Below are 12958 nucleotides of genomic sequence, written 5' to 3'. Positions count from 1 at the left end.
TCAGCGCCCCGACACCTCCAGCGCCCGCACCGTCGCCGGGAGGAAGGGCAGGAAGGCGCTCGCCCAGACGCGGTAGCCGCGGTCGTTCGGGTGGAAGAGGTCGCCCGCGGCCTGGGTGATCGCGAGCACGGCCGTCTGGCGGCGGGTGATGCGATGCAGCGGGGCGATGCGGAGGCCGCGGTCGGTGGCGAGGCGGCGGACGATCTCGTTCGCGACCCGCACCTTGCGCTCGCTCGTCGGGAAGTGGAAGCACGGCAGGTCGGCGACGACGGTGGTCGGCGGGACGGCGTCGAGGATTCGGCCGAGGTCGTGCTCGAACGCGACCGGCTCGAACGCGAGGATGTCGTTCGCGCCGATCGCCAGGGTCACCACGTCGGGCTGCAGCTTCGCGAGTCGCGGGAGCTGGTGCTCGACGAGGTCGGCGGCGCGGGCGCCCGACACGCTGAGATTGACGGTGCGGACCGTGCGGCCGCTGAGGGCGCGGATCCGGTCGGCGAGGATCCCGACGTAGCCGTTGCTAGGGCGGCTCGCCCCGATGCCCTGCGCGGTCGAGTCGCCGAGCGCCACGTAGAGGAGATCGCCCTCGAGCTTCGCGTGCTCGCGCCACCAGGCGGAGTTCACGGGGAGCGTCTCGTTGACGCTCACGGCCCGGCGGCGGCGACCGGCCTCGAACCGGCGCGGCAGCACGAGGGCCGCGGCGGCGAGGCCGCCGAGCGCGGCGGTGACGGAGGCGATGAGGGCGGCGGGGCGGGTGGTTCTCGGGGGCACCTCGGGAGCATACGCGCGTGGATCCGGGTGCCGGCTGGCCGTGCGCGACGTCTCCGAATGCCGTTGCACTCGGTGTGGCCGCGCGATGTCCCCCTCTCCGGCTCTGGTCCAGAGCAGCACACCGCGCCATTGCGGAGCAACTCAGTGCTTGCGCATCTCAATTGCATTGTCCGCCGAACGGTCGCGGAGTCGAGTCGTCACATGAGCCGACTCCTGCAACGCCGTACCTGCCGAGATGATTGAGGTACTGGTTGACGACAAGAGGAATGAGCCACCGGATGCCCAGACTGCTGACCCGCGCGGGATTGTCCGCATCTTCGCTCGTCCTGCTGCTTGCTCTCCACGACCTTCCGGCACCTGCGTCGGACGAGGGGATGGTGCTCGGTGCATTGCGTGAAGCCGATACAAATCTACCTGTCGCGAACAGAGTGCTGACAGAGGTCGCCGTGCAGGATGACAATGGCGGGGTGAGGACGGGTGCGGCGACTGTGGCCGTGCAGCCGAACGGGGAGCGAGTCGTCGTGGACCCCGATGACGGGCCTCGTATCGCCATCAACCTGCCGGTCGGGCCAGCGGCATCGACGACGACGTTGATGCCGGGAGTGACCTCGGCGAAGGCTTCTGAGGACCTGTCCTACGTCCCTGTCGTCAAGTCGAGCGGGTCCGTGCAGATCGCGTCCGTCATCTCATCGCCTTCGGCGCCGACCGACATCGTCTACGAACTGGACGTGCCCTCGGGAACTTCGCTCGTGCAAGACGACCGGGGTGCTGTTGTCCTCGTCGATGATCAGGGTGCACCTTTCGGGTCCTTCGAGGCACCGTGGGCTGTGGACGCGGGTGGTGAGAGGGTGAGCACGAGGTTCGAAGTGCGAGGGACTGCGCTGGTGCAGGTCGTCGAGCACCGCACTGCCGACGTCCAGTATCCGGTCGTCGCAGATCCCGAGTACTCCTGGAGCATCTTCAATTGGGCTTGGCTCAATTACAACAGCGCATACTCCTCGAATCAGCTGTCCGTGAGCATCTCGGCGATGGGGAGATTCGATCTGGCAACGAATGCGGGTCAGTTCCTGGTGAGTGGATGGAACATACTCAACAGGGATTTCAACTACTACACATCTGGTCGTTGGCACAGCACGCTCTACCAGCAGTGGGAATGTCACGTGCTGGGTGGAATGGCTGAGTGGGGTACCTATGACCTCGAACTCAATCGACCTTCCAATCCCAATTGGCGTAGCCGGATCGGGATGTCGCCGTTGAGCGCGACATGCAACTGGTGACGTGCGTCACACTGGACGCATGAGCGTGAGTCTGAGAAGGACGATGGCTGTCCTGCAGCTTTCCGTGGTCGTCGCCGTCCTAGCCGGGACGTTCGTGCTCGCGCCCCTCTCAGTGCCCCCGAGCCTGTCAGGCACCTACGCTCGGCTGATATCGGACGGGGGAAGCGCGGCAGCGATCGCGGTGGTCACGATCGTGTGGCTCGCGATCGCGGTGGTCGCGTACGCAGTCGCGTCGCGCATGGGTGGCCGCGTGGCCGGGGCGACAGCGAGCTGGTGGCTGGTGGTGATCGTGATCGGATCGACGGCCAGTGCGGCTGTCGGGCCCGAGGCGATGATGAGTTCTGCTCTGGAGCGAGTGCACCCACTGGAGGGGGTCGTCTGGATGGACATGATCACGGCGCCCGTCCGCAACGCGGGCCTCGTCGCGATCGTCGTCGGCCTCATAGGCTTCCTCGTCAGCGCACGCCGCGCTCGTGCCGTGAGCACGCGTACGGCGGCCATCCGCTCCCACCGCTGAGACGCGGGTGCGCCCCTACGCCTCCTCCGGCGCCCGCCCCGCGCCCGCCGGCACGAACCGGTACCCCATCCCGGGATCCGTGAGCAGGTGCCGCGGGTGCGACGGATCCGGCTCGAGCTTCTTGCGGAGCTGCGCCACGTAGAGGCGCAGGTAGCCGCTGTCGTTCACGTGCGTCGGGCCCCAGATCTCGGTGAGGAGGGTCTGGCGGGAGACGAGCCGGTCGGGGTTGCGCACGAGCAGCTCGAGCACCTGCCACTCCGTGGGGGTGAGGCGCACGCGCTGGTCGGCGCGGGTGACGACGCGGGCGGCGAGGTCGACCGTCACGTCGGCGAACGACACGGTGGCCGAGCGGTCCTCGTCGGCGGCGGCGCGACGGCCGAGGGCGCGGATCCGGGCGAGCAGCTCGTCGATGGAGAACGGCTTCGTGACGTAGTCGTCGGCGCCCGCGTCGAGGGCCTCGACCTTGTCGGCGGCGCCGGAGCGGCCGGAGACCACGAGGATCGGCGCGGTCGACCAGAGCCGGAGCGCCTGGATCACCTCGACGCCGTCGAGCCGCGGCATGCCGAGGTCGATCATGTAGAGGTCGGGCTTCTCGGCGACGGCCGCGCGGATGGCGGCGGCGCCGTCCTCCGCGGTGACGATGTCGTAGCCGAGGCTCGTGAGGGTGATCCGCAGGGCCCGCAGGATCTGCTGGTCGTCGTCGGCGATGAGGATCTTCACGCGGAGACCTCCGAGGACGCGGCGGCGGGGGAGGCTGCCAAGGACGCGGCGGACGGCGCGGTCGCGGCGGGAGCTTCGACGCCCGCATCCGCATCCGCATCCGGCTCCGCGCTCCCGCGGCACACCGGCAGCGCGACCACCATCGTGAGCCCGCCGCCGGGGGTGTCCTCGGCGGTGAGCGTGCCGCCCATCCCCTCGGTGAAGCCCTTCGAGAGCGCGAGGCCGAGGCCGAGGCCGGATGCGTTGTCGGTGTCGCCGAGGCGCTGGAACGGCACGAACATGTCGTCGCGGCGCTCGGGCGCGACGCCCGGTCCGTGGTCCACCACGCGGATCTCCACCGACTCCGCGAACGCGCTCGTGCTGAGCCGCACGGGCACGCCGTCGGGCGCGTGCCGCACGGCGTTGCTCAGCAGGTTGACGACCACCCGCTGGAGGAGGCCCGGATCCGCGACCGCGCCGGGCAGGTCGGGCGCGAGGTCGAGCACGGCGTCGGCGGGGCCGAGGTCGAGCTCGTCGAGGGCGGCCAACACGACGTCGTCGAGGTCGACGTCCATGAGCCGCACGCCGAGCACGCCGGCCTGCACGCGGCTCACGTCGAGGAGGTCGGTGACGAGGTCGGCGAGCGTGCCGAGGCTCTCCTCCGCGGTGGCGAGCAGCTCATCGCGGTCGCCGTCGGCCCAGGTCATGCCGGGGGAGCGGAGGGCGGTGACGGCGGCGGTCGCGGCGCTGAGCGGGCGGCGCAGGTCGTGGCTGACGGCCGAGAGCAGGGCGGTGCGCACGCGGTCGGTCTGGGCGAGCGGGCCGACCTCGCGCGCGGTGTCGGAGAGGTCGCGGTGCTCGAGCGCGGCGTCGAGCTGGGCGGCGATGACCCGGAGGAGGCGGCGGCCGGACGCCTCGAGGTCGTCGCCGTAGAGGGTGAGCACGCCGCGGGATCCCACGGGCACGTCGGTCGATGCGCCGCCGGTGACAACGCCGTCCCACGCGATCGTCTCGTCGCGGTCGACGAGCTTCACGCCCTGCAGGCCGAACGCCTCGCGGGTTCGGCTGACGAGCGCGTGCACGGCGCCCTCGCCGCGGAGCACGGATCCGGAGACCGTCGCCAGCAGCTCGGCCTCGGCGACCGCGCGGCGGGCGAGGCGGGTGCGGCGGGCGGCCTGGTCGACGATCCAGCTGACGAGCAGCGCGATGACCACGTAGAGCACGAGCGCGAGCAGGTGCAGCGGCTCGTCGACGGTGATCGTGTACAGCGGGTCGATGAAGAAGTAGTCGAGCGTGAATCCGGAGAGCACGGCCGCGAACAGGGCCGGCCAGATCCCGCCGACGAGCGCGACGAGCACCACGAGCAGCTGGTACGAGAGCACGTCGCTCGTGATGGAGTCGTCCGAGCGCGTGGCCGAGAGCAGCCAGGTGAGCAGCGGGCCGCCGACGAGCGCGAGGAGCCCGCCGAGGATCCGGCGCCGCATGCTGAGCGCGCCGCCCCGGATCCGCGGCAGCCGGAAGCGCCCGCCGGCGGCCGCGTGCGTGACGATGTGCACGTCGATGTCGCCGGACTCGCGGATCACCGTGGCGCCGATGCCCGGCCCGGTCGCCGCGGCGGCGAGCCGGCTGCGGCGGCTGACGCCGAGCACGAGCTGCGTGGCGTTGGACGCGCGCGCGAACTCGACGAGCGCGCGCGGGATGTCGTCGCCGACGACCTGGTGGTAGCTGCCTCCCAGCGAGTCGACGAGCGCGCGCTGGCTGGCGAGCGCCTCGGGGCTGCCGGAGCGCAGGCCGTCCTGGCTGGAGACGTGCACGGCCATGAGCTCGCCGCCGGCCGAGCGGGCCGCGATCCGGGCGCCGCGGCGGAGGAGCGTCTCGCCCTCGGGGCCGCCGGTGAGCGCCACGACCACGCGCTCGCGGGCCTCCCATCGGGCGTCGATCCCCTTCTCGTCGCGGTAGGCGGCGAGCGCGGTGTCGACCTCGTCCGCGAGCCAGAGGAGCGCGAGCTCGCGGAGGGCGGTGAGGTTGCCGAGGCGGAAGTAGTGGGAGAGGGCCGCGTCGATCCGCTCGGCCGGGTACACGCGCCCGCCGGCGAGCCGGTCGCGCAGGGCCTCGGGCGCCAGGTCGATGACCTCGATCTGGTGCGCCTCGCGGAGCACGCGGTCGGGGATCGTCTCGCGCTGCGGCACGCCGGTGATCTTCTCGACCACGTCGTTGAGCGACGCGATGTGCTGGATGTTGACGGTGGAGATCACGTCGATGCCGGCGTCGCGGATGAGGTCCACGTCCTGCCAGCGCTTCTCGGATCGGCCGCCGGGGGCGTTCGTGTGGGCGAGCTCGTCGACCAGCGCGATGGTCGGGCGGCGGGCGATGACCGCGTCCACGTCGAGGTCGGTGATCTCCACCCCGCGGTGCGACACCTCGCGCCGGGGCAGGATCTCCAGCCCCTCGAGCATCGCCGCCGTGGCGGCGCGGCCGTGGGTCTCCACGACCGCGACCACCACGTCGGCGCCCTCGTCGCGCAGCCGCCTGCCCTCCTCGAGCATGGCGTAGGTCTTGCCCACGCCCGGCGCCGCTCCCAGCAGCACCCGCAGTCGACCGCGCTTCATGTCATCTCTTCCTTGCCCGCGTGGTGCGGGCGTCAGCCGCCGAGGCCGGCGAGCGCGATGTTCAGCTCGAGCACGTTCACGGTCGGCTCCCCGAGGTAGCCGAGGTCGCGGCCCTGCACGTGCTCGTCGACGAGGCGCTCGACCTGCTGCTCGGGGATGCCCCGGGCCGAGGCTATGCGCGACACCTGCTCCCGAGCGTATTCCGGGCTGATGTGAGGATCGAGCCCCGACGCGGACGCGGTGAGCGCGTCGGCCGGGATGGTGCTCGGATCCACGCCGTCGGACTCCGCGATGGCGGCCTTCCGGTCCGCGATGGACGACACGAGGTCGTCGTTCTCGGGGCCGAGGTTGCTGCCGCTGGACGAGGTGCCGTCGTAGCCGTCGCCCGCGGCCGAGGGCCGGGACTGGAACCACTCCGGGAGGGCGTCGCCGTCGGAGTCCTGGAAGGACTGGCCGATCAGCGAGGATCCGACGACCTGGCCGCCGGAGGAGACGAGCGAGCCGTCCGCCTGCGCGGGGAGCGCGAGCTGGCCGATGCCCGTGACGACGGCCGTGTAGCCGACGCCGAGGACGACGGTGAGGACGGCCATCGCGCGGACGGCGACGCCGGCGGTGCGGAGGGACTGGCGGGGGGAGGACATGCGCTTCCTTCTCTGTGCTTTTCGTGCTCTGGGTGTTTCGGGGAGGAGGGGATCAGAAGCCGGGGATCAGGCTGACGACGAGGTCGACGAGCTTGATGCCGATGAACGGCGCGATCACGCCGCCGACCCCGTAGACGAGCAGGTTCCGGCTGAGCACCTTGGAGGCGCTGAGCGGCCGGTAGGCCACGCCCTTCAGGGCCAGCGGGATGAGCGCCACGATGATCAGCGCGTTGAAGATGATCGCCGAGAGGATCGCGGACGCCGGCGAGTGCAGCTGCATCACGTTGAGCACCGCGAGCTGCGGGAAGACGCCCGTGAACATCGCGGGGATGATCGCGAAGTACTTCGCCACGTCGTTCGCGATGGAGAACGTGGTGAGCGCGCCGCGGGTGATGAGCAGCTGCTTGCCGATCCGCACGATGTCGATGAGCTTGGTCGGGTCCGAGTCGAGGTCGACCATGTTGCCGGCCTCCTTCGCGGCCGACGTGCCCGTGTTCATCGCGACGCCGACGTCGGCCTGCGCGAGCGCGGGCGCGTCGTTGGTGCCGTCGCCGGTCATGGCGACCAGGCGGCCGCCCTCCTGCTCCTTGCGGATGAGCGCGAGCTTGTCCTCGGGCGTCGCCTCGGCGAGGTGGTCGTCCACCCCGGCCTCGGCGGCGATGGCGCGGGCGGTCAGCGGGTTGTCGCCCGTGATCATCACGGTGCGGATGCCCATGGCGCGCAGCTCCGCGAAGCGCTCCTTGAGGCCGTCCTTGACGACGTCCTTGAGGTGCACGACGCCGAGCACGCGGCCGGATCCGTCGGCGTCCTTCGTCGCGACGACGAGCGGGGTGCCGCCGCCGTTGGAGACGGCCTCCACGGTGCGCGTGAGCTCGTCGCGGACGAGCTTCGGCAGCGCGCGGCCGCCCTCCTCGATCCAGGCGAACACGGCGGACGACGCGCCCTTGCGGACGATGCGGCCGTCGGGCAGGTCGACGCCCGACATCCGGGTCTGGGCGGTGAAGGGCACGTCGACGCCGCGGGGCAGCGTCGCGGTGTCCACGCCCTGCGCGACCGCGAGGTCGACGACGCTGGATCCCTCCGGCGTCGGGTCCGCGAGCGACGACATGGCCGCGGCGCGGGCGAGCTCGTCGCCCGTCACGCCGCCCACAGGGATCAGCTCGCTGGCGCGGCGGTTGCCGTAGGTGATGGTGCCGGTCTTGTCGAGCAGCAGCGTGGTGACGTCGCCCGCCGCCTCGACCGCGCGGCCCGACATCGCGAGCACGTTGCGCTGCACGAGCCGGTCCATGCCGGCGATGCCGATGGCCGAGAGGAGCGCGCCGATGGTGGTGGGGATCAGGCAGACGAGCAGCGCGATGAGCACCGGCACGCTCACGGTCGCCGCCGAGTACGAGGCGATCGGGTTGAGCGTGAGCGCCACGATCACGAACACGATGGTGAGGCTCGCGAGCAGGATGTTGAGCGCGATCTCGTTCGGCGTGCGCTGGCGCGACGCGCCCTCGACCAGGCCGATCATGCGATCGACGAAGGTCTCGCCGGGCTTCGAGGTGATGCGCACGACGATCCGGTCGCTGAGCACTCGCGTACCGCCCGTGACCGCGCTGCGGTCGCCGCCGGACTCGCGGACCACCGGGGCCGACTCGCCCGTGATGGCCGACTCGTCGATGGAGGCGATGCCCCACACGACGTCGCCGTCGCCCGGGATCGACTCCCCGGCGACCACGACGACCGTGTCGCCGAGGGTGAGGTCGGCGCTCGAGACCTCGCGGAGCTCGGCGCGCTGGGCGCCGGGATCGCCGGAGGCGTCATACGACGCGACGACGCGCGCCATGGTGCTGGTGCGGGTCTTGCGGAGGCTGTCGGCCTGCGCCTTCCCGCGGCCCTCGGCCACCGACTCCGCGAGGTTCGCGAAGACGACGGTGAGCCAGAGCCACAGGGCGATGCCGGCCGTGAAGGTCGCGGGCACGGCGCTGCCGCCGGAGGATCCGGCGCCGCCCGTGAACGGCTCGGCGATGGCCAGGATCGTGGTGAAGGCGGCGCCGACCTCGACGATCATCATCACGGGGTTCTTCCACATGAGACGCGGGTCGAGCTTCCGGAACGCCCCGGGGAGCGCCTCGGCGAGCTGCCGGGCGTCGATGGCCCGGGCGCGGGAGGCGGGAGCCGGTGCGGCCGGGGCCTCGGGGGTGGTCAGGACGGTCATGATGCGAGCCCTTCCGCCAGGGGACCCAGCGCGAGAACGGGGAAGTAGGTGAGAGCGGTCACGATGACCGTCACCCCGATGAGGAGGCCGACGAACTGCGGCCGATGGGTGGGCAGGGTCCCCGATGTGGTGGGGATGCGGTCCTGCGCCGCGAGGGATCCGGCGAGCGCCAGCACGAACACGATCGGGAGGAACCGCCCGAGCAGCATCGCGACGCCGAGCGCCGTGTTGAACCACGGGGTGTTCGCGGTGAGGCCGGCGAACGCGGATCCGTTGTTGTTGGCCGCCGAGGTGAACGCGTAGACGACCTCGGAGAGGCCGTGCAGGCCGCTGTTGAGGATCGAGGTGCCCTCGACGTCCTCGCGGACGGCCGGGATCGCGAAGCTCAGCGCGGTGCCGAGGAGCACGAGCGTCGGCGTGACGAGGATGTAGAGGCTCGCGAGCTTGATCTCGCGCGGCCCGATCTTCTTGCCGAGGTACTCGGGCGTGCGGCCGACGAGGAGGCCCGCGACGAACACGGAGATCACGGCGAGGATGAGCATGCCGTAGAGGCCCGAGCCGGTACCGCCGGGGGCGACCTCGCCGAGCATCATGTTGAGCATCGGCATCATGCCGCCGAGCGCCGTGTACGAGTCGTGCATGGAGTTGACCGCGCCCGTGGAGGTGAGCGTGGAGGCGGTGCCGTAGAGCGTCGAGCCGATGATGCCGAAGCGCTGCTCCTTGCCCTCCATCGCGCCGCCTGCGGCCATCGGGGCCGTGCCCTGGCCGTTCAGCTCGAAGATCGTGAGCGCGGTGAGGGAGACGACGAAGATCGTGGCCATCACGGCGACGATCGCGATGCCCTGGCGGGTGTCGCCGACCATCTTGCCGAAGGTACGGGGGAGCGAGAACGGGATCGCGAGCATCAGGATCACCTGGAACGCGCTCGTCCAGGCCGTCGGGTTCTCGAACGGGTGCGCGGAGTTCGCGTTGAAGAACCCGCCGCCGTTCGTGCCGAGGATCTTGATGGCCTCCTGCGAGGCCACTGGCCCGCCCGGGATCGTCTGCGTGCCGCCCGTGATGGTGGCCACGTCCTGGAAGCCGGCGAAGTTCTGGATGACGCCGCCGGCGATGAGGACCACCGCGATGACGAGCGACAGGGGGAGCAGCAGGCGGAGCGATCCGCGGAGCAGGTCGACCCACATGTTGCCGATGGTGCCGCTGCGGGTGCGGGCGAAGCCGCGGACGAGCGCGATGGCCACCGCCATGCCGACCGCCGCCGAGACGAAGTTCTGCACCGCGAGGCCGGCCAGCTGGACCGTGTAGCCCATCACCGCCTCGGGCGAGTACGACTGCCAGTTCGTGTTGGTGACGAACGACACGGCCGTGTTGAAGGACAGGCCCTCGGGCACGGCGGGGAGGCCGAGCGCGTAGGGGAGGAACGCCTGGAGGCGCTGCAGCCCGTAGACGACGAGGACGCCGACGAGCGAGAACGCGAGCACCGCGCGGAGGTAGGCGGGCCAGGTCTGCTCGGAGCGGGGATCCACGCCGATGACGCGGTAGATGCCGCGCTCGACGCGGGAGTCATGGCGCGACTCGTACATGCGCGCCATGAGGTCGCCCAGGGGGCGGTGGATGAGGACGAGGACCAGGACGACGGACGCGACCTGGAGGATTCCGGCGAGCGTGTCCATCAGAACTTCTCGGGGCGGACGAGGGCGTACACGAGGTACACCACGGAGGCGATGCCGAGCACGGCGGCGGCGAGGCCGGCGGCGTCGGCGAACGAGGTGATCACAGCTTCTCCACTCCTCGGCCGACGACGGCGACGAGGGCGAACAGGACGATGGCGCCTGCGATGTACACGAGGTCGAGCACTGGGGGATCCTCCGTTGAGGGATGCCGCGGCCGGTCGGACGCGGGTGCCCGTCGGGGGCACGAGGGACCACTAGACACCTCGCGCGCGGGCGTCCTCACGCATCCATACGGTTCCCTCACGGGGCGGCGGGGAACCTCACGACACTCCTACGCGGCGGATCGGCGGGACGGTGCGGAGGCCGCTCGCCCGGCGCGGAGGCGGGAAGGCCGCCGCGGGATCGGAGGTCGGTCGAGGGTCAGGAGAGGTCGTCAAAGACGCCCCAGCAGATGGCGGTGCGGGCGCGCTGGTCGGCGAGGACGGCGGCGCGGAGGTGGGCCGGGATCCGCTCGCGCTGCCAGGCGCGCTCGGTGGCGAGGGCGGCGTCCCGCTCGGCGGGCGGAGCGGCGGCGCTCGCCGCGCGGATCGCGTAGGCCGCAGCTCCGAGGTCGTGCGCCGCGACGTGCGCGACCGCCACCGCCTGACCCGCAGCGAGCGCCGCGAACCGCGCCGGATCCGGCAGCCCCTTCCCGGCCGCGTTCGCCCGGAACGACTGCTGGTGCGCCTCCTTCATCGGCACCTCGCCGCGGACCCAGCCGCGCGCGATGTCCAGCGTCACGCGGAGGATCGGGTCGTCTGGCCGCTCCGCCTCGAACAGCGGCCGCACGTGCTCCGCGCAGGCGATCGCCCACAGCGCGAGCAGCCGGTGGTCGTCGTCGGTCAGCGTGCCGCCGCGGCGCACGGTGATGAGGGCGGGGTCGCGTTCCTTCGGGAGGATGGGCATGCGGGGGATCCCTTGCGAGAGCCTGGCCGGCGACTCGTCAGTGCCCGATCGTGAAGCGCGGGTCGACCGTGACGACGACGTCGAACCCCGCGAGGTCGGCGGCCGGGATGCCGGCGCGGATGCGGTCCTCGAGCTCGTCGACATCCAGGCGCAGGTCGGAGGCGTCGTCGGAGGAGGATGCGCCGATGTCCACCGTGAACGCGCGGTCGCGCACCATGGCGCTGATGGCGAAGGTGCGATCGGGGGCGACTGCCAGGGTGCGCTCGCTCAGGGCGCGGACCACCTGGTTGAGCTCGACGCTCGAGATCCCCAGGCCCTCCTGCACGTCGTAGGGACGCTCCAGCGCGCGCAGCCGCTCGACGACCTCGGCGGGTGCGGCGCCGGAGGACGCCACGGTCGGCACATCCCCTTCGAGCCACGCCTCGGTGACGTCGTCCGGGAAGTCCTCCATGATGCCCGCGAGGACGCTGTTCACCGGGCCCCGCCAGCCCGCCGACAGATCGACGGAGCTCGCTGCCGGTGCGGGCGTCGGCGGCTCGGAGGGCGACGGCGTGGGATCCGCCGTCCCAGGAGGGGCCGCGGCGGCCTGCGGCGACAGGGCGTCCGGACGCGGGGTGGTGGCGAGCGCCAGCCCACCCACGGCCGTCGCGCCCAGGGCGACCACCAGCAGCGCCGATCCGATGCGGTGCATGCGGGATCCTCCCTCGTCGGCCGGGTGCGCTCGCCGACGGTGCGCCTCCTCCGGCGACGCTACGGGCGCGTCGTCCGCACGACCAGACCCGCGATCGGGGCGCATCGATGCGGGTCGACGGCAGCGGCGCGGGTCACGCGCCCCACTCCGCCACCACGTCCGACCCCACCTTCACGATGAGCACCGCGACCACCACGATGAACGCGATGCGGATGAAGCGGCTGCCGCGGGCGACCGCCATGCGGGATCCCGCGTAGCCGCCGACCATGTTCGCCACGCCCATGCCGAGCGCGAGCGCCCAGAGCACGTGGCCCTGCGGGATGAAGAACGCGAGGGCGCCGAGGTTGGTCGCGACGTTGACGATCTTCGCCTTGGCGCTCGCGAGCACGAAGTCGTAGCCGAGGGCGGTGATGAGCGCGATGATCAGGAACGTGCCGGTGCCCGGTCCGATGAGGCCGTCGTAGAAGCCGATCACCACGCCGAGCAGCGCCGCGATCCCGTGGTGCTTCCGGCCCGTGTGGCGGAGCGCGGCGACGTCGCCGAGCCGCGGGCGGGCGATCGTGACGACGGCCACGATGATCAGCGCCACCACCACCAGCGGCTTGAACACCGACGACGGCAGCAGCGCCGCGAGGCTCGCGCCGCCGTAGCTCCCGGCCAGCGCGACGGCCGCCATGGGCAGGGCGGTGCGGAGATCCGGGTGCGTGCGCCGGTACCAGGTGACCGCGCTCGTCGACGTGCCGAACAGCGACGCGAGCTTGTTGGTCGCGAGCGCCTCCACGGGCGTGATCCCCGGCACGAGCAGCAGCGCCGGCAGCTGCAGCAGGCCGCCACCGCCGACTACCGCGTCGATCCAGCCGGCTGCAAGCGCCGCCAGGATCATCAGCAGCGCGACCGTGAGCGTGATCTCGCCGAGGGAGCCGCCGATGTCCATG

At 71.7% G+C, this 12958-nt stretch carries 12 protein-coding genes; 2 read left to right on the top strand and 10 right to left on the bottom strand.

Translation table 11 applies throughout. From position 1 onward, the window contains the following. Entirely contained in the window at window positions 1-768 is a 768-nt protein-coding gene (locus tag KYT88_RS14390) for an SGNH/GDSL hydrolase family protein (protein WP_043583953.1), read from the bottom strand. Window positions 769-1046: 278 nt separating this feature from the next. Here KYT88_RS14390 and KYT88_RS14385 point away from each other — a divergent pair, with 278 nt between their 5' ends. Both KYT88_RS14385 and KYT88_RS14380 read left to right on the top strand, forming a co-directional pair. Then, entirely contained in the window at window positions 1047-2045 is a 999-nt protein-coding gene (locus tag KYT88_RS14385) for a hypothetical protein (protein WP_147362347.1), read from the top strand. Window positions 2046-2064: 19 nt separating this feature from the next. Continuing rightward, window positions 2065-2562 (top strand): hypothetical protein, encoded by a 498-nt coding sequence (locus KYT88_RS14380; protein WP_043583955.1) that lies wholly within the window; start codon window positions 2065-2067, stop codon window positions 2560-2562. A gap of 15 nt (window positions 2563-2577) precedes the next feature. Here the strand turns inward: KYT88_RS14380 and KYT88_RS14375 are convergent, their stop codons facing one another. The 9 genes from KYT88_RS14375 to KYT88_RS14335 all read right to left on the bottom strand — a co-directional run bounded on the left by KYT88_RS14375 (window position 2578) and on the right by KYT88_RS14335 (window position 12957). Next, window positions 2578-3282, bottom strand: coding sequence for a response regulator (locus KYT88_RS14375; RefSeq protein WP_043583957.1), 705 nt, complete (start codon window positions 3280-3282; stop codon window positions 2578-2580). Continuing rightward, complete coding sequence (locus KYT88_RS14370) at window positions 3279-5870, bottom strand: DUF4118 domain-containing protein (RefSeq protein WP_051629225.1); 2592 nt, start codon at window positions 5868-5870, stop codon at window positions 3279-3281. Before KYT88_RS14370 ends, KYT88_RS14375 begins: the two co-directional genes overlap by 4 nt. A 32-nt stretch (window positions 5871-5902) precedes the next feature. Then, window positions 5903-6511, bottom strand: coding sequence for a potassium-transporting ATPase subunit KdpC (kdpC, locus tag KYT88_RS14365; RefSeq protein WP_043583959.1), 609 nt, complete (start codon window positions 6509-6511; stop codon window positions 5903-5905). Between the two features lie 52 nt (window positions 6512-6563). Further along, on the bottom strand, window positions 6564-8714 hold the full coding sequence (gene kdpB, locus KYT88_RS14360) for a potassium-transporting ATPase subunit KdpB (RefSeq protein WP_043583962.1): 2151 nt from the start codon (window positions 8712-8714) through the stop codon (window positions 6564-6566). Continuing rightward, window positions 8711-10387, bottom strand: a complete 1677-nt coding sequence (gene kdpA, locus KYT88_RS14355; protein WP_043583964.1) for a potassium-transporting ATPase subunit KdpA — start codon at window positions 10385-10387, stop codon at window positions 8711-8713. Before kdpA ends, kdpB begins: the two co-directional genes overlap by 4 nt. After that, window positions 10387-10491, bottom strand: coding sequence for a K(+)-transporting ATPase subunit F (gene kdpF / locus KYT88_RS14350; RefSeq protein ID WP_043583966.1), 105 nt, complete (start codon window positions 10489-10491; stop codon window positions 10387-10389). The genes kdpA and kdpF overlap by 1 nt, the downstream gene beginning before the upstream one ends. A gap of 316 nt (window positions 10492-10807) precedes the next feature. Continuing rightward, window positions 10808-11332 (bottom strand): putative immunity protein, encoded by a 525-nt coding sequence (locus tag KYT88_RS14345; protein ID WP_043583970.1) that lies wholly within the window; start codon window positions 11330-11332, stop codon window positions 10808-10810. Between the two features lie 37 nt (window positions 11333-11369). Further along, window positions 11370-12023, bottom strand: coding sequence for a hypothetical protein (locus KYT88_RS14340; RefSeq protein ID WP_043583972.1), 654 nt, complete (start codon window positions 12021-12023; stop codon window positions 11370-11372). Between the two features lie 133 nt (window positions 12024-12156). Further along, window positions 12157-12957, bottom strand: coding sequence for a sulfite exporter TauE/SafE family protein (locus KYT88_RS14335; protein WP_043583974.1), 801 nt, complete (start codon window positions 12955-12957; stop codon window positions 12157-12159). Window position 12958 lies beyond the last annotated feature (1 nt).

Source organism: Clavibacter sp. A6099, assembly GCF_021919125.1.
GTDB lineage: Bacteria > Actinomycetota > Actinomycetes > Actinomycetales > Microbacteriaceae > Clavibacter > Clavibacter seminis.
This window is presented reverse-complemented; position numbering and strand designations above follow the sequence as displayed.

Excerpts from the sequence above, each read along its gene's own strand:
- KYT88_RS14385 (WP_147362347.1), top strand. The coding sequence starts at position 1,047 with ATGCCCAGACTGCTGACCCGCGCGGGATTGTCCGCATCTTCGCTCGTC.
- KYT88_RS14380 (WP_043583955.1), top strand. The coding sequence starts at position 2,065 with ATGAGCGTGAGTCTGAGAAGGACGATGGCTGTCCTGCAGCTTTCCGTG.
- KYT88_RS14370 (WP_051629225.1), bottom strand. The coding sequence starts at position 5,870 with ATGAAGCGCGGTCGACTGCGGGTGCTGCTGGGAGCGGCGCCGGGCGTG.
- kdpC (WP_043583959.1), bottom strand. The coding sequence starts at position 6,511 with ATGTCCTCCCCCCGCCAGTCCCTCCGCACCGCCGGCGTCGCCGTCCGC.
- kdpB (WP_043583962.1), bottom strand. The coding sequence starts at position 8,714 with ATGACCGTCCTGACCACCCCCGAGGCCCCGGCCGCACCGGCTCCCGCC.
- kdpA (WP_043583964.1), bottom strand. The coding sequence starts at position 10,387 with ATGGACACGCTCGCCGGAATCCTCCAGGTCGCGTCCGTCGTCCTGGTC.
- KYT88_RS14345 (WP_043583970.1), bottom strand. The coding sequence starts at position 11,332 with ATGCCCATCCTCCCGAAGGAACGCGACCCCGCCCTCATCACCGTGCGC.
- KYT88_RS14340 (WP_043583972.1), bottom strand. The coding sequence starts at position 12,023 with ATGCACCGCATCGGATCGGCGCTGCTGGTGGTCGCCCTGGGCGCGACG.
- KYT88_RS14335 (WP_043583974.1), bottom strand. The coding sequence starts at position 12,957 with ATGGACATCGGCGGCTCCCTCGGCGAGATCACGCTCACGGTCGCGCTG.